The 24,034-nt window shown below is 68.5% G+C and carries 21 protein-coding genes and 1 tRNA gene; 13 read left to right on the forward strand and 9 right to left on the reverse strand.

Annotation, left to right across the window (positions count from 1 at the left end; genetic code table 11):
- Positions 1-116 precede the first annotated feature (116 nt).
- A complete protein-coding gene (locus J7D54_RS12365; protein ID WP_182764150.1) occupies positions 117-809 on the forward strand; it encodes a cytochrome b5-like heme/steroid binding domain-containing protein in 693 nt (230 codons plus the stop codon).
- A gap of 32 nt (positions 810-841) precedes the next feature.
- On the opposite strand, the gene J7D54_RS12370 is transcribed toward J7D54_RS12365, so the two are convergent.
- The gene (locus J7D54_RS12370; protein ID WP_182764151.1) at positions 842-1,243 is read right to left on the reverse strand and encodes a hypothetical protein; all 402 of its coding nucleotides are present in this window, start codon (positions 1,241-1,243) and stop codon (positions 842-844) included.
- A gap of 87 nt (positions 1,244-1,330) precedes the next feature.
- Between J7D54_RS12370 and J7D54_RS12375 the strand changes: the two genes are divergently transcribed.
- Together J7D54_RS12375 and J7D54_RS12380 are read left to right on the forward strand one after the other, a co-directional pair.
- The gene (locus J7D54_RS12375; RefSeq protein ID WP_182764152.1) at positions 1,331-3,037 is read left to right on the forward strand and encodes a sensor histidine kinase; all 1,707 of its coding nucleotides are present in this window, start codon (positions 1,331-1,333) and stop codon (positions 3,035-3,037) included.
- Positions 3,034-3,684, forward strand: coding sequence for a response regulator transcription factor (locus J7D54_RS12380; protein ID WP_182764153.1), 651 nt, complete (start codon positions 3,034-3,036; stop codon positions 3,682-3,684). Before J7D54_RS12375 ends, J7D54_RS12380 begins: the two co-directional genes overlap by 4 nt.
- Positions 3,685-3,688: 4 nt before the next feature.
- Here the strand turns inward: J7D54_RS12380 and J7D54_RS12385 are convergent, their stop codons facing one another.
- Positions 3,689-3,838 carry a hypothetical protein gene (locus J7D54_RS12385; protein WP_182764154.1) on the reverse strand — a complete coding sequence of 50 codons (150 nt, stop codon included), beginning with the start codon at positions 3,836-3,838 and terminating at the stop codon, positions 3,689-3,691.
- Positions 3,839-4,032: 194 nt separating this feature from the next.
- On the opposite strand from J7D54_RS12385, the gene J7D54_RS12390 reads away from it, so the two are divergent.
- Positions 4,033-4,515 (forward strand): pyridoxamine 5'-phosphate oxidase family protein, encoded by a 483-nt coding sequence (locus J7D54_RS12390; RefSeq protein WP_182764155.1) that lies wholly within the window; start codon positions 4,033-4,035, stop codon positions 4,513-4,515.
- A 94-nt stretch (positions 4,516-4,609) separates the two neighbouring features.
- Here the strand turns inward: J7D54_RS12390 and J7D54_RS12395 are convergent.
- The 6 genes from J7D54_RS12395 to J7D54_RS12420 form a co-directional block, all read right to left on the reverse strand.
- Positions 4,610-4,692: transfer RNA gene (locus J7D54_RS12395), tRNA-Leu, on the reverse strand.
- An 85-nt stretch (positions 4,693-4,777) separates the two neighbouring features.
- Positions 4,778-5,713 (reverse strand): aldo/keto reductase family oxidoreductase, encoded by a 936-nt coding sequence (locus J7D54_RS12400; protein ID WP_182764156.1) that lies wholly within the window; start codon positions 5,711-5,713, stop codon positions 4,778-4,780.
- A gap of 77 nt (positions 5,714-5,790) precedes the next feature.
- Positions 5,791-6,864, reverse strand: coding sequence for a glycosyltransferase (locus tag J7D54_RS12405; protein ID WP_182764157.1), 1,074 nt, complete (start codon positions 6,862-6,864; stop codon positions 5,791-5,793).
- On the reverse strand, positions 6,849-7,559 hold the full coding sequence (locus J7D54_RS12410; RefSeq protein ID WP_182764158.1) for a TVP38/TMEM64 family protein: 711 nt from the start codon (positions 7,557-7,559) through the stop codon (positions 6,849-6,851). The genes J7D54_RS12405 and J7D54_RS12410 overlap by 16 nt, the downstream gene beginning before the upstream one ends.
- Positions 7,560-7,620: 61 nt before the next feature.
- Positions 7,621-8,577, reverse strand: a complete 957-nt coding sequence (locus J7D54_RS12415) for an HAD family hydrolase (protein WP_245244004.1) — start codon at positions 8,575-8,577, stop codon at positions 7,621-7,623.
- A gap of 11 nt (positions 8,578-8,588) precedes the next feature.
- On the reverse strand, positions 8,589-10,352 hold the full coding sequence (locus J7D54_RS12420) for a glycoside hydrolase family 3 protein (RefSeq protein ID WP_182764159.1): 1,764 nt from the start codon (positions 10,350-10,352) through the stop codon (positions 8,589-8,591).
- A gap of 239 nt (positions 10,353-10,591) precedes the next feature.
- Here J7D54_RS12420 and gndA point away from each other — a divergent pair, with 239 nt between their 5' ends.
- From gndA to J7D54_RS12440, 4 genes are all read left to right on the forward strand, one after another.
- Positions 10,592-12,046, forward strand: a complete 1,455-nt coding sequence (gndA, locus tag J7D54_RS12425) for an NADP-dependent phosphogluconate dehydrogenase (RefSeq protein ID WP_182764160.1) — start codon at positions 10,592-10,594, stop codon at positions 12,044-12,046.
- 37 nt (positions 12,047-12,083) lie between these two features.
- A complete protein-coding gene (locus J7D54_RS12430) occupies positions 12,084-13,121 on the forward strand; it encodes a PfkB family carbohydrate kinase (RefSeq protein ID WP_245244006.1) in 1,038 nt (345 codons plus the stop codon).
- Between the two features lie 64 nt (positions 13,122-13,185).
- Positions 13,186-14,493, forward strand: a complete 1,308-nt coding sequence (locus J7D54_RS12435) for a lactate racemase domain-containing protein (protein WP_182764162.1) — start codon at positions 13,186-13,188, stop codon at positions 14,491-14,493.
- Positions 14,494-15,296: 803 nt separating this feature from the next.
- A complete protein-coding gene (locus J7D54_RS12440) occupies positions 15,297-16,217 on the forward strand; it encodes a hypothetical protein (protein ID WP_182764163.1) in 921 nt (306 codons plus the stop codon).
- A 183-nt stretch (positions 16,218-16,400) separates the two neighbouring features.
- Here the strand turns inward: J7D54_RS12440 and J7D54_RS12445 are convergent, their stop codons facing one another.
- Positions 16,401-17,939: an MFS transporter gene (locus J7D54_RS12445; RefSeq protein WP_182764164.1), complete on the reverse strand. Its 1,539-nt coding sequence runs from the start codon at positions 17,937-17,939 to the stop codon at positions 16,401-16,403.
- Positions 17,940-18,225: 286 nt separating this feature from the next.
- Between J7D54_RS12445 and uidA the strand changes: the two genes are divergently transcribed.
- Genes uidA through J7D54_RS12470 form a run of 5 tightly spaced genes read left to right on the forward strand, consistent with a single transcriptional unit; the run spans position 18,226 to position 24,027 of the window.
- Positions 18,226-20,031, forward strand: a complete 1,806-nt coding sequence (gene uidA, locus J7D54_RS12450; protein ID WP_182764165.1) for a beta-glucuronidase — start codon at positions 18,226-18,228, stop codon at positions 20,029-20,031.
- 14 nt (positions 20,032-20,045) lie between these two features.
- Complete coding sequence (gene larE / locus J7D54_RS12455; protein ID WP_182764166.1) at positions 20,046-20,957, forward strand: ATP-dependent sacrificial sulfur transferase LarE; 912 nt, start codon at positions 20,046-20,048, stop codon at positions 20,955-20,957.
- Positions 20,957-21,637 carry a nickel pincer cofactor biosynthesis protein LarB gene (gene larB / locus J7D54_RS12460; protein ID WP_182764167.1) on the forward strand — a complete coding sequence of 227 codons (681 nt, stop codon included), beginning with the start codon at positions 20,957-20,959 and terminating at the stop codon, positions 21,635-21,637. The genes larE and larB overlap by 1 nt, the downstream gene beginning before the upstream one ends.
- Positions 21,630-22,997, forward strand: coding sequence for a nickel pincer cofactor biosynthesis protein LarC (gene larC / locus J7D54_RS12465; RefSeq protein WP_209455131.1), 1,368 nt, complete (start codon positions 21,630-21,632; stop codon positions 22,995-22,997). Before larB ends, larC begins: the two co-directional genes overlap by 8 nt.
- Positions 22,990-24,027: a LacI family DNA-binding transcriptional regulator gene (locus J7D54_RS12470; protein ID WP_182764168.1), complete on the forward strand. Its 1,038-nt coding sequence runs from the start codon at positions 22,990-22,992 to the stop codon at positions 24,025-24,027. Before larC ends, J7D54_RS12470 begins: the two co-directional genes overlap by 8 nt.
- The last annotated feature ends 7 nt before the right edge of the window (positions 24,028-24,034 follow it).

Raw genomic sequence — 24,034 nt, forward strand, 5'->3', positions numbered from 1 at the left:
CCCCGTGAACCCGCCGGTTGCCTCCCAGGCACCCGGCGGGTTTTCGCTGCCCGGTGCCTGACGCACGGCGTCGTCCCCCTATGCACCGCCCCTTCGCCACATCTAGTCTCATCCCCATGCTGGAAGACATCCTCGGGCTGCCGGCCCACCCGCTGTTCGTGCACCTGCCGGTGGTGTTGCTGCCGTTGTCCGCCGTCTCGATCGTGGCGCTGACCCTCCGGCCGGCCTGGCGGCCGAGGTTCGCCCTGCCGGTGCTGGGGCTCCTCGCCCTCGGCGCCCTGGGGGCGGTTGCCGCCTGGGGAACCGGCGACGACCTGGCCGCGAAAGTGGGCCTCCCGGTCACCCACTCGGAACTGGGCATGTGGACCGCGCTGGCCTCCGCCGTGCTGCTCGTGGCGGGCGGCGTCTGGTTGTGGCGCGTGCGGCGGGCCGACCCGTCGTCGGCGCGTGGCGTGTTCGGCTGGGTGGTGTCGGCGCTGGCTCTCGTGGTGCTCGTGCTCGTGACCCTCACCGGCCACTCGGGCGCGACGGCGGCCTGGTCCGGCGTGGCGGTAAGGGCTGCGGCACCTGGGCAGAGCGCCTACACGATGGCCGACGTGGCGGCCCACAGCACGCCCGCCGACTGCTGGATCGCCGTCGACGGCAACGCCTACGACGTCACCAGTTGGATCCCGCAGCACCCGGGCGGCCCCGAGCGGATCGAGCCGCTGTGCGGCACGGACGCGACGGCCCAGTTCACCGGCGAGCACGGCCAGAGCGAAGTCGCGCAGGCGACGCTGAAGAGCTACCTGCTCGGCCCACTGGCCTGACGGCGCTCGCTGACCCGGGTACCGGTGGCAGGTCAAGCCCAGCGGGACCGCGGGCGACCGCGGACCAGCACGGCGGAAGCGGTCAGGACCACCAGCGCAGATACCCAGAGGTTCACCTCGCCCCAGAGCCAATGAGCGCTGCCGTCCTGCCCGCCTACTGCCTCCACGATTGCTCCGACGGCGAAGGTCAGGACCGCGCCGGCGACCACTACGCCGACGAAGAACAGCACGCGGATCCACCTGCGGGCGCCGCCGGTTGCTGCGGCGACGAGTGCGACAACGGCGATGACGAACGCCAGCAGCCCGCCGAAGAAGAGCGGGTCTTCGAGAGGGCTCCTGCCCGGTCCGCCGGCGATGCCGATCGCAGCAGCCTTGAGTGCCCAGATGATGACGGCCGCGACGGCGGCCCATAGCGCGAGTCGGTGTGCATTCATGGGTTCAACGCTCGCTCAGGCAGGGCAGTACCGTCATCCCTCCGGAGAGTGACGTGTGATGAGATTGCGGTGACTAAACTCGGTTTCGTGACACGCAGGGTCATTGCGGCCACACTGTTCGTCTGCTGCGGACCGGTGTCTCTCTTGGCCGCCTGGAACGGCTTCGACTGGTATCTCGACGGGCCCACGCTCCTCATCGCGATCCTCGCGGGGTACACGGCCGGTGCCTGGTTGCCGCGCCTGGAGGCCGCTGGCAGCGTCGTGCTGAGTACCAGCCTGCTGGTGCTCGCCAACCAGGCCCTCGGCGACGGGTTCCATTGGCTCGACGACCTCGTGTTCTTCGCGGTACTCGTCGGGGGTCCCGCGCTCGCCGGGGCCGCCGTCAAGGCCCGCGCGCTGCACGTCGGTCGACTCGCTCGGCTCCAGGCGCAGTTGGAGGAGCAACAGCGCATCGACGTCGAGGCGGCGCGGCTGGACGTGCTCAACGGGGTGCAAGCCGAGGTGCACGCGGACCTGGCCGAGCGCATCGCCGGGATCGCGCTCAGGGCCGAAGGCGCACTCCGCGGCGGTGACCGCACCGCGTTGCCCGTGCTCGAGCGCCAGGCGCGCCAAGTACTTGACCTGCTGCGCGACGCGGTCGGTTTCATGCGTGAGGAGGCCCCGACGGCGGCGGCGGACGTGCCGGGGCCGGAGCCCACGGCGCCCCGGACCGACTGGTCTCCGTCTGACGCCCTGATGGCAGCCGCGCTGGCCGTCGCGATGGGGGTCGAGGTGGCGTTGATCTCCGACGGGGAGGGTCCCCTCCTCTGGGTAGCTGTCGTGGGGGCCGCCGCCGTTTGCACACCCCTCGTCTGGCGCCGGACCCACCCCATCTTCGCGGCTGCCGCCGCCTCGGCACTCGGGGTACTGGTGAGCGCGTGGCTGACGCCGATCTCCTCCCTCGTCACGGGCATCGCTCTGCTTTCGGCCCTCTTCTACAGCATCGGCGCATGGTGCCCGGCGCGCCGGTGGCTGTTGGGCGGGGCGATCACCGCCGCCGGTGTGGTCGCGATCGAGTTCGTCGGCCCTGGAGAGGGCGTTGGGCCCGTGCTTCTGTGGTCGCTCAGCGCGCTCCTACTGGGCCGAATCGTCAGCGGATGGCAGGAACGGCTGCGTCGGACACGGGAGGTGGTGGAAGCGCTCGAGAGCGGGCGGGGCGCGGCGGTCCGGCTCGCTGTCGCGCGGGAGCGCGAGGCGCTGGCCAGCACGCTGCACGACACCGTCGCACATGGGATGACCGTCGTCTGCCTGCATGCGGGCGCACAGCAGAGGCAGGGGTCCGGCCAGGATGCCACGCTGAGCCTCATCGCACAGGTCGCGGCGCAGAGTCTCGACGAGCTGAAGAACGGCCTCGAAACCATCGAATCCCGCGCGGCACCCCTGGACCCGGCCCGCCTCGCCGCCATCGGCCGACGAGCCGGCGTCGACGTCACGGTGACCGCGGACCCCGTGCCCGCCGGCGCCGCCGCCGTCCTCGCGCACCGTATCGTCCGCGAGGCGATCATCAACGTCGCCCGCCACGCCGCCGGAGCGACGGCGCAGGTGCGCGTCAGGAGACTCCCCGGGGCGATCATGCTCGAGGTCCTCGACGGCGGCGCTGAGCACACCGGCAACGCGCTCCCCGGTACCGGCACGGGCACGGGACTGAAGGGGCTCGCCGCGGCCATCGCGGCGGCCGGAGGAACGCTCCACACCGGCCCCACCGCCGGGGGCGGCTTTCGCGTCGCGGCCACCATCCCTCAGGAGAACCCATGACCACCATCCTGCTGGCTGACGACCAGGAACTCGTCCGCACCGGCCTGAGGATGATCCTCTCCGCGGAAGATGACCTCGACGTTGTCGCGGAGGCGGCGGACGGGCGGGAGGCGATAGACCTGGCGCGCACGCTCCGCCCGGACCTGGTGCTCATGGACATCCGGATGCCGAAGGTCGACGGCATCGACGCAACACGAGCGATCATCACCTCCACCACGGGCGTCCGCGTCGTCATGCTCACCACCTTCGACCGGTCCCAACTCGTCTACGACTCGCTCGTCGCCGGCGCCAGCGGCTTCCTGCTCAAGGACGCACCCACAGACCAACTCCTCTCGGGCGTGCGCGCCGTTGCCCGGGGAGAGGAACTCTTGGCGCCCAGCATCACCAGGCGGCTGATCGAACAGTTCACGCGCACAGGACACGCGGGCCCGCCGCCGGGGTACCACTTCCTCACCGAGCGGGAGACCGAGGTGCTGACCCTCATCGCCCGGGAGAAGTCGAATGCGGAAATTGCCGACACGCTGTTCGTCGGCATCCAGACCGTCAAGACGCACGTCGCGCGGGTGTTGCAGAAACTCGGGCTCCGGGATCGCGTCCAGGCTGTCGTCCTGGCCTATGAGCACGGGATCGTCCGCCCCGGGGAGTGACCAGTCAGTACGGGTTCAGGGAGAAGTAGATCCACCCGGCGATCACGAGGATGAGCACCATCGTCGAGACAATGATCCGCGCCGTCCTGTGCTGGACCACGCCCGTGACGATGCCCCAGATGGCACCCAGGCACAACAGAATTGCGACAACCATGGCGGCCTCCCCAGGACCCCGGGCCGCGCGTCAGCCCGTGGGTTGATTGTCTCATCCCGGGCCCCTCCATGCACCGTTCCGCGCAACGGCCCAGGACCGCCCCTGCTACTACGCCGCTGCGTACCCATGCCATCTGTTCAAGGACGACTGCGCCATCCCTTGTGTCAGGTTTGTTCAACGTTTACAGTCGCTCCATGGATAAGCACACGACTCCGGCGGAGCACGCCGCTCATCTCGACGACCTCATCAAGGGCCAGCGCTTCGTGATGGCCACCACGCGCGACGCCGACGGCGCGCTCATGAGCCGCCCCATGACCATCGCGGAGCGGGAGGAGTCGGTCTTTCGTTTCATCACACAGGGCGACAACGACGTCTCGACCCAGTCCGACGGGCAGCAGGTGAACCTTTCGATCATGGATGGCAGCGCCTACGTGTCGATGTCGGGCACTGGTCGGGTCGAACGCGACACGGCCAAGAAGCGCGAACTGTGGAACCGCATCCAGGAGGCGTACGCCGGGGATGCCGAGGACCCGGCCAACGTCATCTTGGAGGTAAACGTCAACACCGCCGAGTATTGGGACGGCGGCAGCCAGGTGGCGACGCTGATCGGGTTGGCCAAGGCCGCTGTCACGGGTGAGCGGCCAGACCAGGGTGAACACGGCACGGTCCAGCTCTGACCCTGACCACATCGCGCTGCGTCGCTACAGACAGGAAATCCCCAGCCGGGGTGACCGGCTGGGGATCTCTCACCTGTTGTGGTGGTTGTCGTCGTGCGCGCGAGAGGAGTTGAACCTCCACGCCCTTGCGGGCACCGGCACCTGAAGCCGGCGCGTCTGCCATTCCGCCACGCGCGCATCCGGGTCTCTCGACCCGACGTCAAACCTTAGCACCCCCTCACCGCGGCGCACAAAACGACGACAGCCAGGGGCCGCCGCGGCATCACGGGACGAGGTACCCGGCGGCCCTGAACAGCTCGTACCACTCTGGGCGGGAGAGCTCGACGTCGGCCCCGGCGGCTGCCTTCGTGACGCGCTCTGGAGTGGTCGTGCCCAGTACAACCTGGATGCTGGCAGGGTGGCGGGTGATCCAGGCGGTGGCGATACCCTCCGGCGCGACCCCGTACTTGGCAGCCAACCAGTCGATGACGGCGTTGAGCTCCGGGTAGTCGGCGTTGCCGAGGAACACGCCGTTGAAGAATGCAGCCTGGAACGGCGACCACGCCTGGACGGTGATGTCATGGAGGCGGCAGTAGTCGAGGATGCCCAGGTCCAGGCTCACCGACTGCTTCACGTCCACCATGTTGGCCGCCACTCCCTGCGCGACGATGGGCGCGTGCGTGATCGACAGCTGCAGCTGGTTCGCGACGAGGGGTTGGCGCACGTATCGCTTCAGCAGCTCGATCTGGTTCGGGGTGTGGTTGGAGACGCCCACGTGCCGGACCTTGCCGGCGGTCACCGCGTCATCGAGCGCCCGGGCGACCTCCTCGGGTTCCACCAGCGCGTCGGGACGGTGGAGAAGGAAAACATCGAGGTAGTCGGTGTCCAGCGCCCTGAGCGAGTTGTCGATCTGGCGCACGAGGTGTTCGTAGGAGAAGTCGAAGAAGGGGCCGTCCTTGTTGATCCCGGCCTTCGTCTGCAGGATGATCTCACCGCGCTCCGCCGCGCTGAGCTGCAGCGCCTCCGCGAACCTCTTCTCGCACCCGTGGTACGGCGCCGAGCCGTAGATGTCGGCGTGGTCGAAGAAGTTGATCCCCGCCTCGCGGGAGGCGGTGTACAACGCGCGGATCTCGTCGTCGGTCTTGTCCTGGATGCGCATCACGCCGGTGACGACAGCGGGAACCTCAAGGTCCGTCGTGCCGAGCCGATGAGTCTTCATGGGGCCCTCCTAGCCGCCCGTCACCACTGACGGGTTCTCAGCCCCAGCCTATTACCGACGCTCACCGAGCACTCAGGTCAGGCACCGATGGCGCGACGGTGGCCCGGGCGTCGCTCGAGCAGGTCCCGGTGCACCGCAGCAAGGTCCGTGGACACCTCGAGCAGGTCGTGCTGGGCCGCCAGCAACCGCCCGGCCTCGGTCAGGTCCGGCGCCTCGCCGGAGAGGACGGCCCGCGCCGTCGTCTCGAACTCGCGGGTGGTGGACGCGCGGTGCACGGCCACCTCGTGAAGCCAACCGTCGTACACGGGGATGTCGCGCACCAGCACCGGTACGCCGCTGGACAGCGCCTCCAGCACGACGATGCCCTGGGTCTCCTCGTGCGACATGAAGCAGAAGAGGTCCGCCCCCGCGTAGGCGTCGCGCACCTCGTCCGGCGGGATGTGCCCCAGGAGGTGGAGGTTCGACGGCGGGTGGGCCAACGCCGCCCGCACATCCGGCGTCATCACCGCATTGGGCGCGGTGCCCGCCCAGTAGAAATCCGCCTCCGGCATGGAGCGGGCGAGATCGATGTATTCGAGGATGCCCTTGCGCACCATCAGGTGCCCGACACTCAGCACCACGTGGCGATCCGACGCGATGCGGTGCCGGGCGCGGAACCGCGCGCGGGCCGCGTGGCCGCCGGAGAAGAAGCGGGTGTCGACGCCGTTGGTCAACACCCGGATGGGCGCGGTGATCCGGTAATTCTCAATGATGCCGCGCGAATAGGGCGTGGGGGTGACCACGACGTCGCCGCGGCGGTACACGACGCCCAGCCACTTCTCGAACAGCGGCGCGAAGGTTCGCGCGCCCACCCAGGACTGTTCGAAGTCCTCCCTCGTGGAATGCGCGAACACGACGACGGGGATCCCCAACGCCCTGGCGAGAACGCCGACGAGCACGGAATCCGGGAAGATGGTGTTGAGCTGCACGATGTCGGGCCGCTTCCACAGCTTCACCAGTTGCGAACCCAGATTGAGCAGCATCTTCGCCTGATGCCGCATGGCGGATCCGACGCCGCTGCGTTCCATGAGCCGGCCGGCTCCCGAGTAGAGACAGACCCGCAGACCTGCGTCGGGGTGCGTCTCCGCTGCTGGCACTAGAGACCCAGCCATGGGAACACCACCTTCAGAATGGTCATAACGCCTGTTGTGTAGAGCACCACTCCCCACGGCTTGCACAGGAAGATGATGAGCAGGTAGGTGCGCCACCGCATGTTGGTGAGCCCAGCCATGTAACACAGTACGTCGTCAGGGGCCAGTGGAAGGGCAATCGCGATAGCGAAATACTTCATGAACTTTGGATGGTCCAGCCATTTGCCGTACCGCTCCAGTGTGCGCTGCGAGAAACGGGCGACGACGATGTCGCGGCCGACGTGGCGCGAGATGAAGAACACCAGGGTGGAGCCCAGCACGGTGGTGAGGTACGCCCAAAGGGTGCCCTCGATCTGGCCGAAGATGATGGGCGCCGAGATGATGGCGCCGGAACCCGGGATCACCGGCACGACGGACTCGAGCGACCCGATGAGGATGAAGGCCACGGGGGCGAGCAGGCCGAAGCCGTCGACGAACTCACGCAGCGACGCCACCGACGTCAGCACCCCACTGGTGAAACCCAGGACGACGAGGGTGACGACGCAGGCGAGACCGATGAAGGTCAGCACGTGGATCAGGGTTTTCAGCCGTTTGGCGCGCACCGGATCCGACGGCGTTGTTACGTCCTCGTGTTCCAGCGGCTCCATGACCTCCCCTTGCATCGGGACGATTCTCCCCTGCCCAGTGTGCACGTCGGAGGCATCAAGAGTGGTCATGGACCCCATCCTTCACCAGAAATCAGCTGAGCCGCATCAGGCCAACGTCTGGTTCCAACCCCTACTTCAGTTGGATATCCCCGGGGTTTGACTCGGGGTCGGCCGGTACCGGTGAGATGGTGCGCCACGGCGGGGTCGCGGGGAGCAGCGACTCGTATTCGGCCACCAGTGCGTCCTGGTACTCACCGCGATACGTCCCGCCCAGGAAGCGCGGGAGGGCCTCCTCGCGGAAACGCTGCCAGCTCGCCGCCTCGCTACCGGGCATGATCGGGTAGAACAGCACCCCTTCGGAGAAGGCGCTGTCCCGGTCGCCCGGGGCGTCACCGATCAGCATGATGTGGTCGTCTTCGTACTTACCCTTGGCGGCCCAGTGCACGTGCTGGGCCTTGGAACCCATCTCCTGGCCGGCGATGACCTTCATGTACCCGGCCAGGTCGTGCTCGTGCCATTCGCGCTCGAGCGCCTCCATGGGGGTGGCGGAGACCGTCATGCAGTCCACCTGCCCGGCCATGGCGTCGAACGCCTCACGCACACCGGGGAACGGGGCGCAGCCGTGCACCATCCACTCGATCAGCTCGTTGACGCCCTTGCCCCACTCCATGCACTCCTCGATCTCCACCGACGGCTGGGCCGCGGCGAAGTCGGCGATGCCGCGGTCGGAGCGGGGGTAGCCGGAGTCGAGGAACTTCTGCAGTTCCCGCCCCTCGGGGATCCGCACACCGCGCTCCAGCACCTCCGGGCGCTTCCTCAGCAGCTCGAAGAGCCGGGCCAGCGCCACCCACCGGTTCTGGCCGCGGGTGGTGGAGTACAGGTTCACGAAGAGGGCGGTCTCCCGCACCAGGGTGGAGGCGGCCTGGAGGTTGAAGTACTTGATGTAGGCCGGCGTGAAGCACTCTTGGTGCTTGATGTCCATGGCGTCCATGGCGCAGCCGTCGGAGTCGATCCCAACGAAGAATTCCCTGGTGGGCTTGAAGTCGACGAGGACCTGGGCCCGCTCCGGCATCTTGGTTTCGGTCATGAACATCTCCGTCAGATTCTGGTGTCGGCGAACGGGAACATCTCGGTGGCGGGGGTGCCCTTGAACTCGGAGCGGCCCTCCAGCTTGTCGAGCATGATGTCGAGGTTGAAGTCCTTGTCGTCGAAGCCCGCCACGTAGGTCTTCACCTGCGGCATGTCGGCCAGCAGGTTCGGCGAGGCCGTCGACACGAGGATGGTGGGCAGTTCGTGCACGTACCAGGGCATGTCGAGCGTGCCCTTCGTACCGGGCCAGTAGGGGCGCTCGATCGGCTGGCCGAGGCCGTAGACGTGGGCCACGGACAGGACCATGTCGTAGTTGTCGGTCAGGTCCGAGACCGGCGACTTGCCGGCGTAGGCGTTGGCGAGGATCTTCTTGATCTCGTCGGGCTCCTTGCCCTTGACCTTCTCCAGCTGGGATTCGTAGCGGTCCGCCCGGTAACCACGCTCACGCAGCTTCTCGACGAACCGGTCTGCCGGGCGGCCGCCGCCGTTACCGGCGAGCATCGCGAAGGGGCTGGGCGCGGCGCCGATCGGCACGACGAGGACGCGGGGGTACTTCTGCGGTGACATCGGCAGGTTCCCGGGCTGCTTGTTCTTGACCAGCGTGATGGCGGCGTCGGCCACCTGCTCGGCGACCTTCTTCGACTCGGGCAGGCCGATGCGCGCCATGGCCTCCTCCTTGGGAGGGAGGATCTCCTCGCGCTTGCGGTTGTGCAGGCCCAGCATGGCCTTGAGGCCGAGGATGCGGGTCAGGGCGTCGTGGAGTCGCTCGTCGGACAGCTTGCCGGACTTCCAGCCCTCCATCATCCAGCCGAAGTCCTCGTCGGGGTCGTTGAAGAAGAGGAACAGGTCGCAGCCGGCCTCGATGGCCGTGGGCAGGATGTCGGAGCGCTTCATGGCGCCCGTCAGGCCCACCATGTGGGACGCGTCGGTGACGACGACGCCGTTGAAGCCCAGCTTGCCCCGGAGGAGGTCGGTGTTGATCTCCTTCGACAGGGTGGCCGGCAGGATGTCCTCGTCGGTCATGTCGGGGTTGAAGTGCTTCTGGTACGACGGGAGCGCGATGTGGCCGGTCATGATCGACGGCAGGCCGGCGTCGAAGAGGCCCTGGTACAGCTTGCCGAACGTGGCGTCCCATTCCTCGGTGGACAGCCAGTTGGGGGCGTGCGAGAGGTGCTGGTCGCGCTCGTCGATGCCGTCGCCGGGCCAGTGCTTCGCGGCCGGGGCGATGCCGGACTCCTGGATGCCCTTCATGTAGGCGAGGCTCATCTCGAGGACCTTGTCGACGTCGCCGCCGAACGAGCGCAGCGACACGACGGGGTTGCGCCAGTTGCGATACACGTCGACGATGGGCGCGAACGACCAGTTGCAGCCGATGGCGGCGGCCTCGATGCCGGACACGCGGCCCATCTCGTAGGCCCACCGGGCGTCGTCGGTGTTGCCGATCTTGGCTTCGTAGCCGATGTACGTGCCGTCGGTGCAGGCCCCGTTGCCGCCGGCCTCGGTGTTGGCGGCGATCAGCATGGGCAGCTTCGACTTCGTCTGGAGGATGTAGTTCTGCTCCCACACCTCTTCGGCCTTGCCGGGGTTATAGCGCACCGCGCCGATGTGGTAGTTGTCCAGCACCCCGGTGAGGTACTCCTCGGAGCGCTCGGCGCCCATGTTGACGAACAGCTGACCGATCTTCTCCTCGTCGGTCATCTCCGAAATGGTCTTCTCGACCCAGGCGACCGCCTCGTCGTCCAGATTGAAGGGTTGCGCTGTGAGATCCACCATGAGTCTGTCCTCGCTCCGTTGCTGTGGGTTACGGTGTCAACTCCACCAGAGTCGTCTTTCGAGACGGCCAAGTTTCCATTTGTTGCCACCGACGGCGCGGTCAGCGCCGCTCCCTTCCCAGGCCCCCGAGGCCTCCCGCCATCCCCACGGAGCCGGGCGGTGGCAACTTACTGCAACACCTCCGGCGCCACCACCACCTCGCGACATGCTGGAGCCACACAACGTAGAAGGAGAACCCGATGGCACTCGCCACCCCCACCCCGTCCAGCGCTGACATCGGCGTCACCGGCATGGGCGTCATGGGATCCAACCTGGCGCGCAACCTTGCCCGCCACGGCCACAGGGTGGCCATCCACAACCGCACCGCAGCCAAGACCGAGGCCGTGATGGCCCAACACGGCGACGAGGGAACGTTCGTCCCCGGCGAGTCGATGGACGACTTCGTGGCCTCCCTCACGTCGCCCCGCGTCGCGATCATCATGGTTCAGGCCGGCCCCGCCACCGACGCCGTCATCGAGGAGCTCGCCTCCCGGATGGACGAGGGCGACATCATCGTCGACTGCGGCAACGCCCTGTTCTCGGACACCCGCCGCCGCGAGGCTGCGCTCCGCGAGCGCGGGCTGCACTTCGTCGGCTGCGGCGTCTCCGGCGGCGAGGAGGGAGCGCTGCTCGGCCCGTCGATCATGCCCGGCGGCTCGGAGGAGTCCTACCGTCGCCTCGGCCCCATGCTGGAATCCATCTCCGCACATGTCGACGGCGAACCCTGCTGCACCCATGTCGGCGCGGACGGCGCCGGCCACTTCGTCAAGATGGTCCACAACGGCATCGAGTACGCCGACATGCAGGTCATCGGCGAGGCCTACGACCTCCTCCGCCGCGCGCTCAGCCTCAGCCCCGCGGAGATCGCCGACATCTTCGAGGAGTGGAACAAGGGCGACCTCGATTCCTACCTGATGGAGGTCTCCGTCGAGGTGCTGCGCCAGGTCGACGCCCGCACCGACACGCCGCTGGTTGACGTCATCGTCGACGCGGCGGGTCAGAAGGGCACCGGCGCCTGGACCACCCAGACCGCACTGACGCTGGGCGTACCCGTCACCGGCATCGGTGAGGCGACCTTCGCCCGCGGATTGTCGTCGTCGCCCGTCCAGCGCGAGGGCGCACACGGCTTCGCGTCCGAGGCCGCCGGCTGGTACATCGAGGACAGCGACGCCTTCATCGAGGACGTCCGCCAGGCGTTGTACGCGTCGAAGCTGGTGGCCTACAGCCAGGGCTTCAACCTGATCCAGGCCGCCGCCGCCGAATATGACTGGGACATCAGCCTCGGCGACATGGCCCGCATCTGGCGCGCCGGCTGCATCATTCGGGCCCGCTTCCTCGGCGAGGTCACCCGCGCCTACGAGGGCAACCCGGATCTCCCGCTGCTCATCGGCGACAAGTACTTCTACGACAAGGTGGTGGCCGCGCTCCCGTCGTGGCGCCGCGTGGTGAGCCTCTCGGCCCTCCACGGCGTGCCGGCCCCGGTCTTCTCGTCGTCGCTGTCCTACTACGACGGGGTGCGCAGCCCCCGCCTGCCCGCCGCGCTCATCCAGGGTCAGCGCGACTACTTCGGCGCCCACACCTACAAGCGCGTCGACGACGAGGGCAGCTTCCACACCCTGTGGGCAACCGACGAGCGTCAGGAAGTGGTGAGCTGACATGCAGCTACGGGAAGATGCGAAGTGGGCACTTGTGGTGCCAACCTCCATGGGTGTGCGGATCACGCCGGAGAACCGGCAGCCGGTGCACTCCTCGAGCCGCTACCTGATGCAGGCCACCTCGGCCGAGACCAACGTCGCCTCCGTGGCGTCCCATCTTGGCCTGCCGGTCAAGGTGCTCACCAGGTTCGTCGACGGCTCCCCCATCTCGGCGTTCATCAAGGCGGATCTGCGCGCCCGCGGCATGGCCTACGAAGGCCCGGAGGTGCCGCAGGGCGACGCCTGGGGCAACCGCCACCAGTTCAACATCGCCGACGCCGGGTTCGGCGGCCGCGCGCCGCGCGTCTGGAACGACCGCGCCGGCGAGGTGGGACTGGACCTGAAGGTCGCCGACTACGACCTGGACAAGCTGTTCCGCGACGAGGGCGTGAAGATCCTGCACCTGTCCGGCCTGGTGGCGGCGCTGTCTCCCCAGACCTCGACGTTCTGCGTGGAGCTGGCCAAGAAGGCCCGCGAGCACGGCACGGCGATCAGCTTCGACCTCAACTTCCGGGCGTCGTTCTGGAAGGGTCGCGAGGACGAACTGCACAGGGCCTTCCACGAGATCGCCCAGCTCTGCGACATCCTCTACGGCAATGAGGAGGACTTCCAGCTGTGCCTGGGCATTCCCGGCCCGGAGGCCGGCGGCGAGGACATCGCCGACGAGATCGGCAGCTTCAAGGCCATGATCGCCCGCATCTCCGAGCGGTACCCCCGCGCCTCGTTCATCGGCACGTCGCTGCGCGAGGTCATCTCCGCCAACCACCACCGCTGGGGCATGGTGCTCTGGGGCGAGGGTGAGTTCCACGTCGCCCACCTCCGCGACATCGACGTTCTCGACCGCATCGGCGGCGGCGACGGCTCTATCGGCGGCGTCCTCCACGGCCTGCTGCGCGGTTGGCCCGCGGAGAAGTGCATGCAGTTCGGCTGGGCGACGGGGGCCCTCGCTGCCACGTCCCTCAACGACTACGGCTCCCCCATGGATGAGGCGCAGGTTTGGTCCATCTGGGAGGGCAACGCGCGTGTCCAGCGATGAATGAAGCCGCTGAGCCGTCCCGCGCCCCAGGTGCGGGACGACCGGCCGGACGTAGGGTGGTCCCATGACGAAGCTGTATCCCGGAGTGCCCGACGCTGCAACCGTCGGAGGCCCAGACCAGGTCCTCACCGAGGAGCAGATCCGCACGTTCGTCCTCGATGAGCTGCGTCGCTACGACTTCGACGGCAAGCGCGTCACCCTCGTCGTGCCGGACGGCACGCGCCACGCCCCCGTCGACATGGTGGCCAAGGTCATCCACGAGGCCCTCGGCCAGCGCCCGAAGGACGTCCGCGTGGTCATCGCGCTGGGCACCCACGACTACATGGGCGACGAGGCCATCGGCCGGCTCATGGGCTCGGCGCCGGGACGGTTCGAGGAGACCTACCCCGGTTGGGAGATCCACAACCACGACTGGCGCAACCACGACACCTTCGCCCACCTCGGCACCATCCCGGCCGCGCGCATCGGCGAGCTGACCGACGGCCGCCTGACTGACCGCGACATGACGGTGCTGGTCAACAAGATGGTCGTCGACACCGACATCTCGCTGGTGCTCGGCCCTGTCCTTCCCCACGAGGTGGTGGGCATCTCCGGTGGCAACAAGTACTTCTTCCCCGGACTCTCCGGCCACGACGTCATCGACATGTCCCACTGGGTGGGCGCCCTGATCACCAGCTACGAGATGATCGGATCCGTCGGCATCACCCCCGTGCGGCAGATGATCGACGCGGCGGCCGCGCTCGTCCCGTCGACGAAGCTGCTGCTCGGCATGATCGTCAAGCCCGGCTCCGACGACCTGCAGTTCATGGCCTTCGGCGACACCCGCTCCTCCTGGGAGGCCTGCGCCGAGGTGTCCAGCCAGGTGCACGTGAAATACGTGCCGAAGGCGTACAAGCGCGTGGTCTCCGTGATCCCGCAGATGTACGAGGACATGTGGACGGGCGCGAAGGGCTTCTACAAGATGGAGCCCGTCGTCGCCGACGGCGGCGAGCTGATCATCTACGCCCCGCACATCAAGGACGTGTCCGTGATGCACCCGGGCATTGAGGAGATCGGCTACCACAACCGGCAGTACTTCGTCGGACAGTGGGAGCGGTTCAAGGACCACCCGTGGGGCGAGCTGGCGCACTCGACGCACCTGCGCGGCCTGGGCGACTACGACCCGGCCACCGGGGTCGAGACCAACCGCGTGACGGTGACCCTGGCCACCGGCATACCGCGGGAGGTGGTGGAGAAGATCTCGCTGAACTACCTGGACCCGGCGGATGTGGAGCTGGAGGCGATGTCGGCAGACCCGGACACGCTCGTGGTGCCCAACGCCGGCGAACTGCTGCACCGGACTGAGGAGCAGAGGGGCAAGCTCCCCGCCTGAGGTGACGCCAGATCTGGCCCGCGAAGACGCGGTGCCAGATCCCGCACTACGGCCCGGACACGTCGCGTAGTGCGAGACCTCGCACCGAAGTCGGTGCTTGAACCGCCACCACGACGGCGGGCCGAGCCGTCTTGCGACTCTTGCCCCGTCCGAACATCACCGTCAACCCCGGAGCGCCCAACGGCCGCTGCCACCCGCTTCGTCCGCGCATTGCTGCCGTCCACCGCGGCCACGGACGACCCGCAGGGGGTCAACGGGTGACACCCGACCAGCTGGGGCCGCCGTCGCTCACCCGCTGGAAGCCGAGGCCGAGGATGGTGACGCTGAGCAAGGCAGCCAACACGGCAGGTCGGCGCCAACCACGCCCGCCCGGCCAGCTTGGCCGTCCTTGGCGAACGAGCACGGTGCCAGATCTCGCAGTGCCTGCGCAGGCGCGCCGCGTAGTGCGAAATCTCGCACCGACGTCGGTGCTGGAACCGACACTCCGACGGCGGGTCGAGCCGTCTTGCGACTTCTGCCACCGTCCCGACAGCACAGTCAACCCCGGAGCGCCCAACGGCCGCTGCCACCCGCTTCGTCCGCGCATTGCTGCCATCCACCGCAGCCATAGACAACCCGCAGCCCGTCAACGGGTGCCACCAGATCAGCCCAGGCCGCCACCACGCGTTGGACGCCCCGCTGGACGGCCAATCAACGCTCGAGGTGTTGTCCGAAGCACACCAGGTGTTGTCCGTTTCCAGTCAGGTGTTGTCCGTTGGCCCAGGCCCCTTCCCCGCCCTCGGCTCCCGTTCCAGGCTGGACCCGTGTATGCGCGCAAGAACATCCCAGACTCGCTCCTCAAGCAGATCGGCGAGCAGGCCCAGGTCGTCAGCACCCGGCAACTACTCGAGGGCGGGCTGAGCCGACGCATCATCGCCCGCATGGCGCAGGAGTGGACCCCGGTTGCGCCCGGTCTCCACCTCCTTGGCCCACCGTCGTTCGCGGCCGCAGCGTGGGCGGGGCTGCTGCGCGGCGGAAGCGAGGCCGTGGTGGGCGGGCTCGCCTCGGGCCACCTGCACGACGCGGTGCGCGACGCCCCGTCGAAGGTCACCGTCTGGGCGCCCAAGGCCCGGGCCGACTTTGATCTCGACCGATGGCAGATCCGGTTCCGCCGCGCCACCCGGCACGGTGTGCTGAGCCTCCGTCGGACCACCGTCGAGGTGACGATGCTGGACATCGCGGACGAGACGACGGAGAACGACGCCGTCTCGGCAGTCGCGCGGGCACTGGCGAAAGGGCTGACGACCCCCGAGCGGGTCCTCAAGCAACTGGAGGCGACACCCGGGGTCAGGCACCGGGCTGTCCTGCGCGAACTGTGCGGCCAGGCGGGCCGCGGAATCGAGAGTGCGCTCGAGTGGCGGTTCCATACCGAGGTGCTCCTACGCCACGGGCTGCCCATCCCGGAGCGGCAGGTGCAACGCATGGCGGGCCGAGCGGACGCCTACTACCGCGAGTACAACCTCATCATCGAGCTCGACGGGATGCGCGACCATGCGGACGGCTCGCAAGACATGCTGAGAGACAACGACAACGCCGTCCACCACGACGGCCGGACGCTGCGCTTCGGCTGGAACGGCGTCATGTACGAAAGTTGCCGCGCGGCCGGACAGGTGGCCTCGCTGCTCTGGAAAGGCGGCTGGCCAGACCTCCCCTCCCGCTGCGCCCGCTGCGTGCCGGCCCGGTGACCGACGGTCACATAACCGACACGTCACCTCGACCCCCCGTCGTAGTGACAGATGTGGCACCCGGGACGGTTCCAGAATCGTCACTACGCGGGCTCCGGAAGCGTTGTGTCGAGTTCGACACCTGGACAGCAACGAAACGGCCCCCGCACCAGGAGTGCGGGGGCCGTGCCGTGGGAACAGAGGTCACTCGCGCGGATCGTTGGCGATGTTGCCGCGGCGGGCGCCGGTCTCGCCGTGGGTCACACCGCTGGCGGCCGGGATGACGTCGGCGGCGGCCGGGTCGACCGACTGAGCCGAATCGGGCTCCACAGCGGCGGCGCGGGCCTGCAGCGTCTGGAAGTTGTCCATGACCTGCCTGCGGCCGAGCGGGTACCAGAAGAGCATGATGGCGGAGGTGATCAGGTACAGGATGCCCGGCACCAGCAGGAACAGCAGGTAGATGCCGTTCTTGGTCTCCAACGACTGCTGGGCCCCTGCCTGCGCGGCCTCGGAGCTGTAGCCGATGGAGCCCACGGCCCAGCCGACGACGTAGCCGGCGGCGGCCTGGCCGAGCTTGCGGCTCCAGCTGTAGATGGCGTACACGGTGCCGTCGTCGCGTTCGCCGGTCTTGATCTCCTGGTAGTCGAGGACGTCGGTGATGACCGCCCAGACGAGGGTGTTGTACATCGCCACGCCGATGGACAGGACGAAGAACAGCGCGATGAACAGCCAAGGGTTCGAGATCTTCATGATCCACATGACGATCGAGAGCAGCCCGGAGACGGCGAGCATGGTGCCGATCATCTCCTTCTTGCCGAACTTCATGGCCAGGCGGGTGGCGACCAGCGCGATGATGAAGACAGGGGCGATGGCGACGATCTGCGCGGTCGACATCATGCCGCCGTTGTTGAAGTAGTCCTTCCACAGGTACGCGGTGGTGGTGGAGGCGATCTGGTTGCCGATGAGGAAGACGATGGCGCCGATGACCAGGGCGATCAGGGGGCGGTTCTTCGTCAGGGTGCCCAGCATCTGACCGAACGAGGCCTGCTGGTCCTTGGGCTTGAGGATGGACTGGACGCGCTCCTCGACGTTGAAGTAGCACAGCGCGTAGCAGGCGACTGCGGCGATGGCACAGGCGACGGCGGCCAGCGCCATCCGGGTGGGGTCGAGCTGGTCGACGCCGTTGGCGTTCTGCACGAACACAACCTGGGGCAGCACGGCCGAGATCAGGAGGAAGGCGAGTTGGGCGCCCACGGAGCGGAACACGGACAGCGACGCGCGGTGCTCGGGATTGTTGGAGATGACCGCAGCCATGGAGCCGTAGGGGATGTTGATCATCGTGTAGAAGACCGAGCCCCACACCACGTAGGTGACGCACATGTAGATCACGCGCACCGCGTAGCTCGCATCGACGGCGAACGGCATGAACATCATCGCGCCGGCCAGGGCGACTGGGATGGCGATGCGGAGGATCCACGGCTTGAAGCGGCCGCTCGACGAGGGCTTCAGCACGTCGACGAGGCGCCCCATGCCCACATCGGTGAAGGCGTCGAGGAGGCGGGCCAGCAGGAACAGCAGACCAACATGGGCCGGGTTGATGCCCATCACGTCGGTGTAGAACACCATGAAGAACATCATTTGGAGCATGAAGGTGAAGTCGTTGCCGAAGTCACCGAAGAGGTAGCCGATCTTGTCGCGCCACCCGAAGGGGCGAACTGTCCGGTTCTGAGTGCTGATGGACATTTGTTTCCGTCTCCTTCGACGAGGCAGCACCCGTGCTGCCGAGGCCAGTGCAGTTCGGTACCGCACCGATCTGCTCCCATAGGTTGATGAAGTAAATGTCTCATTCGAGTCGCTGGCGACCTCAAAGTTGCCGTCTGTTGCACCCCGGCCAATTTGACAATTCAACAACGTGTCGGATGCGCCGAGCCATACCGGGCCACTGCAACTTATGGCAATCTGGGGGAAGGCAAAGTTGCCGCGGGTTGAATTGAGGCACTGACCCGGACCCTCAAGCAAAGGAGCTCACATGTTGGGCGCCCGTACCTCCCTTTCCCGCACCATCACGTCGCTGGACGGTGTGTGGGACTTCTCGGTCGACACGCAGAACAGCGGCATCGAGCAGCGCTGGTTCGCCGGGCCCCTGGAGCAGCCGCGCCCCATGCCGGTGCCGGCGTCGTACAACGACATCACCACCGAATCCGCGGTCCGCGACCACGTCGGCTGGGTCTGGTACCAGCGCACCGTCACGGTGCCCCGCCCCGCGGACGGCGAGCGGTTGTTCCTCCGCTTCGGCTCGGCCTCGCACGAGGCCCGCGTCTGGGTCAACGATGACGAGGTGGCCTCCCACGTGGGCGGCTACCTGCCGTTCGAGGCCGACGTCACGGATCTCGCCGGGCGACAGTTCCGGCTCACCGTCGCCGTCGACAACCGCCTCAGCTGGCAGAGCATCCCGCCGGGCTTCGTGTCGGTGGACGAGGTGGGCAACGCCACCCAGTACTACTTCCACGACTTCTACAACTACGCCGGCCTGCACCGCAGTGTGTTGCTCTACACGCGCCCCCAACTGGCGGTGACCGACGTGACCATCACCACGCGGATCGACGGCAGGGCCGGCGTCGTGGACTACGCCGTCGAGGTCGCGGATGCAACTCAGGGACCGGCGGAAGCGGCGGCCACCCAGGTGTCGGTGCGCGTCCTGGACGCCGCGGGCGTGGAGGTCGGCAGCGCAGCGGGCGCCGCCGGCCGGGTCCGCGTCGAGGATGCCGAGCTCTGGGAACCCGGCCGCGGCTACCTCTACACGCTGGAGGTCACCGCCGGCGAGGACGTCTACCCCCAGCCGTTCGGCATCCGCACCGTCGAGGTGAAGGACTCGCAGTTCCTCATCAACGGCCGGCCCTTCTACTTCCGCGGCTACGGCCGGCACGAGGACAACCTGGTGCGCGGCAAGGGCCACGACGACGCGCTCATGGTGCACGACTTCGAACTCATGACCTGGCAGGGCGCCAACTCCTTCCGCACCTCGCACTACCCGTACGCCGAGGAGGTCATGGACCACGCCGACCGGATGGGCTTCGTCGTCATCGACGAGACCGCCGCCGTCGGCATGAACCAGGGCCTCTCGGGCGGCATCTTCGGCGACGGCAAGCCACGCTCCACGTTCTCCCCCGAGACCATCAACGACGAGACCCGGCGCGTCCACGAGGCGCACATCCGCGAGCTCATCGCGCGCGACAAGAACCATCCCAGCGTCGTGCTGTGGTCGATCGCCAACGAGCCCGAAACCTGGTCGGACGCGAGCCGCGCCTACTTCGAGCCGCTCGTAGCCGCCACCCGCGACGCGGACCCCAGCCGCCCCGTCGGCTACGTCAACGTGCAGCTGTCCACGCCGGACAAGGAGAAGGTGGCAGACCTCTACGACGTCGTCATGCTCAACCGGTACTACGGCTGGTACTGGGACAACGGCAACCTCGAACTCGCGGAGAAGCACCTCCGCGAAGAACTCGACGGGTGGCTCACCCTCGCCCCCGGCAAGCCCATCCTGTTCACCGAATACGGCCCCGACACCCTCAACGGGTTGCGCGACTTCCACCGCCGCCCTTGGTCCGAGGAGTACCAGGTGGACATGCTCGCCATGTTCCACCGGGTGTTCGACGACTACCCCGAGGTGGTCGGCGAGCAGATGTGGAACTTCGCCGACTTCCAGACCACCCCCGGCATCATGCGCGTGGGTGGCAACAAGAAGGGCATGTTCACCCGCGACCGGCTGCCCAAGTCGGCCGCCTACGACGTGCGCAAGCGCTGGCACCAGCTGCGCTCCGAGCAGGGCAACTGACGGGAAGGACCGCCATGCAACCCATCGACCTCCACGCCCCGCTGTCGGCCGACCTCCAAAGGGTCGCCGACGCGGTCGCGGCCTCGGTCCTGAGCGGTACCGAGGGGCGGGCGAACGCAGCGCAAGACTCCTCGCCCCGCCTCCGCGTCGGTGTCGCCTACTCGGGCGGAGTCGACTCCACCGTCCTGGCAGCCCTCACCGCCCGCGCCGTGGGCGAGGCGAACACGGTGCTGCTGCTGGGCGTGTCGCCGTCGTTGGCCAAGCGGGAGCGACGGCTGGCCCACCGCCAGGCGGAGCAGCTCGGGCTGCCCCTGGTGGAGGTCGCCACCAACGAGCTCGCCAACGCCGACTACGCAGCCAACCCGGTGGACCGCTGCTACCACTGCAAGGACGAGCTCTTCACCGTCCTGGACACCCGCGTGGCCGACGAACTGCAACTCACCGCCATCGCCTACGGCGAGAACGCCGACGACGCCTCCCGGCCGGACCGTCCCGGCAGCCGCGCGGCCGCCGAGCACCGCGTCCTCCATCCCCTCGCCGACGCCGGCGCCGGCAAGGCGGACGTCCGCGCGGTCGCCGTCGAACTCGGTCTGGCCAGCGCGCTGAAGCCCGCGGCCCCGTGCCTCGCGAGCCGGATCCCGCACGGGGAACCGGTCAGCGCCGAGAAGCTGGCGGCCATCGACCTGGCGGAGGACGCCGTGCTCGCCGCGGGATTCTCCGACTGCCGGGTGCGTCACCACGGCAGCATCGCCCGCATCGAGGTGCCCGCGGACGAGTTCCACCTCATCGCCGACACCGCCGTGCGCCAGGAGCTTTTGAGCCGCGTCAAGGCGGCGGGTTTCCAGCACGCCACGCTCGACCTGGGCGGCATCCAGTCCGGGAACTTCACCCTCACCCTGCTCAACCGGCGCCCGGAGGCCCTGTGATGGACATCGCCACCCTGGACTTCGACCGCTACCGCCGCCGCGGCTACCCGGAGGCCGTGTTCTGCATGGGCAAGACACTGGCCCAGGTGCACGCCATCGCCCGCGCGTGGCGGGAGAAGTCGGAGCAGACCGACCAGGAGCTGGGCACCGTCCTGTTCACCCGCGCCACACCCGAGCAGCTCACCGCCATCCGCGACGAACTGCCCGGCGTCTTCATCGACGACACCGCCTCCCTCGCCGCCTGGCCGGGCGAACCCCCGGCGCCCAGCGGCGGCCGCGTCGTCGTCGTGTGCGCCGGCACCTCGGACCTGCCCGTCGCCCGCGAGGCGGCGCTGACCGCCCGCTTCCTCGGGCGCGAGGTCACCGAAGTGGTCGACGTCGGCGTGGCGGGCCTGACCAGGGTCGTCGCCCGTCTCGACGAACTGCGCGAGGCCGACGTCATCGTGCTCGCGGCGGGGATGGACGCCGCCCTGGTGCCCGTCGTGGCCGGTCTGGTGGCCTGCCCCGTCGTCGCGGTGCCGACCTCGGTGGGATACGGGGCCGCGTTCGAGGGAGTCGCGGCGCTGTTGAGCATGTTGAACTCCTGCGCCCCCGGCGTGGGAGTCGTCAACATCGACAACGGCTACGGGGCGGGCCACTTGGCTGCCCAGATCGCGGCGCCCGGGAGGCATCGTGCATGACCCCTCGCACCGCCACGATGACCACGGGCATCACCATCCCCACCTGACCACCGCGGACGGCGACTCCGTCCCCTCCGGCACGAGGGTGCAGCCCACGCAGGTGGCCCCGTCACGGGAGCGCACCCGTCGCCTGTGGATCGACGCGTCCCAGGGCGCCGCCGGCGACATGCTCCTCGCCGCCCTCATCGACGCCGGGGCCGACGCCGGCTCGGTCGCCGCGGTCCTCGACCTCGTCGCCCCAGGGAAGCTGCACCTCCAGACCCGACGGGTGCGCCGCGGCCCGTTCGACGCGCTGAAGGTCGACGTCATCGCCGACGAGCCCGACCCGCCCGCCCGACACCTGAGCGACATCGAGCGCCTGCTCTCCGCCGACGGCATCCCGGCCGTCACCCGCGAGCTCACCCTCGCCGCGTTCCGCCCCCTGGCCGAGGCCGAGGCCGCCGTGCACGGCACCACCGTCGAGGAGGTCCACTTCCACGAGGTGGGCGCGCTCGACTCCATCGGCGACATCGTGGGCGTCGCCGAAGCCGTCCGCACCCTCGGCGTGAGAGACGCCTCCAGCTCCGTCGTCGCGGTGGGCACCGGCACCGTCCGCACGCAGCACGGGCTCCTCACCGTGCCGCCGCCCGCCGTGGTGGCACTCGCGAGGGGCTGGCAGGTCGAGGCCGGTGGGCCGCCTGAGGCCGGCGAGCTGACCACCCCCACCGGCATGGCGCTGATCCGCGCCCTCTGCAACCAGGTGGAGGCCCTGCCCGCCATGACGCTCGACGGCGTGGGCACCGGCGCCGGGACCCGCGTCCGCAGGGACCGCCCCGGTGTGGTGCGCGTGCTGCTCGGCACCGCCGTCGGCACCGCACTGCAGGACGAGACGCCGTTCGAGGTGCAGGAGATCGCGGCCAATGTCGACGACCTGGACCCGCGGCTCTGGCCGGCGGTCCTCGACCGCCTGCTCGACGCGGGCGCCGTCGACGCCTGGCTCACTCCCATCATCATGAAGAAGGGCCGCCCGGCCCACACCGTGACCGCGTTGGCGTCGAAGGCCGACACCGGCGCCGTCGTCGAAGCCCTTGTCATGCACACGTCGACCATCGGGGTGCGCATCGCCCACCCGTCGCACCGCCGGGTGCTGCAGCGGACGTGGCGACCGGTCGACATCGATGGCCACCAGGTGCGGATCAAGCTCTCCGGCGACGGGGAGGGCCGTCCCATCCAGCAGGCCACCGCCGAGTTCGTCGACGTGCAGGCGCTGGCTGAGGCCCTCGGCGTGGCCGAGCGGGTGGCGCTCGGGCGGGCCCACGCAGTCGCCTGGGCGCAGGGTCTACACCCCGGGGCCCCCTGGCCGGAGGACGACCATGAGTGAGCCGAAGAAGCGCCGCAAGCAGGTCACGATCTACGACGTGGCGCTGGAGGCTGGGGTGTCGCCGTCGACGGTGTCGCGCGCGTTCTCCAGGCCCGGCCGCGTCAACGCCGAGACCAGCGAACAGATCCACGCCGCAGCCACGAAGCTGGGCTACCGCACCAAACCGGTGCAGCACCCGGAGCAGGGCGTCGAGAAGAAGGCCCTCGGCCTGGTCGTGGCGGACGTCACCAACCCCGTCTACGCCCACATCATGCGCGGCTTCCAGCAGGAGGCGGCGCAGGCCGGCTACACGGTGCTGCTGATGGACTCCCAGGAGGACGGGCACACCGAGTACCAGGCAATCCAGTCGGTGCTACCGCTGCTCGACGGCCTGGTGTTGTCGGCCTCCCGCCTCACGGATTCGGCGATCACGCAGATCGTGAAGCGGATGCCGGTGGTGGCCACCAATCGGATCATCGCGGGTCTGCCGTCGGTGGTGCCGGATTCCGCCCGCGGGATCCGGCGCGCAGTCGAGCACCTGGCAGGCCTGGGACACACCCGGATCACATATCTGGGCGGCCCGGAGGCGTCGTGGGCCAACGGTGTGCGCTGGCGCGCAGCGACGGAGGCGTGCCACGAACTCAGCCTCCAGTTGCGCCGGGTGGGCCCATGCACGCCATCGATCCAGGGCGGCGTGAAAGCCGCCAAGCTGTGGCGCGAGCATCCCACCACCGCCGTCATCGCCTTCAACGACATCATGGCCATCGGCTTCATGAAGGCGGCGCAGAGTTACGGGCTGAGCCTGCCGCAGGACGTGTCGGTGGTCGGCATCGACAACTCCATCTCCTCGGTGCTCACCACTCCCACCCTGACGACGGTGTCGCCGCAGCCCAGCCTCATCGGCGCCCGCGCCGCCCGCGCGCTGCTCAGCCAACTCAAGCACCGCAACGCGCCCACCATTGAGACCATCGTGGTGCCGATGGATCTCATCGCGCGCGACTCCACCGGCATCGTGCCGCCCCATCCCCCTGTATTCACCGCCGAAAGGTAAGTAGAAC

Source organism: Tessaracoccus sp. MC1865, assembly GCF_017815535.1.
Lineage (GTDB): Bacteria > Actinomycetota > Actinomycetes > Propionibacteriales > Propionibacteriaceae > Arachnia.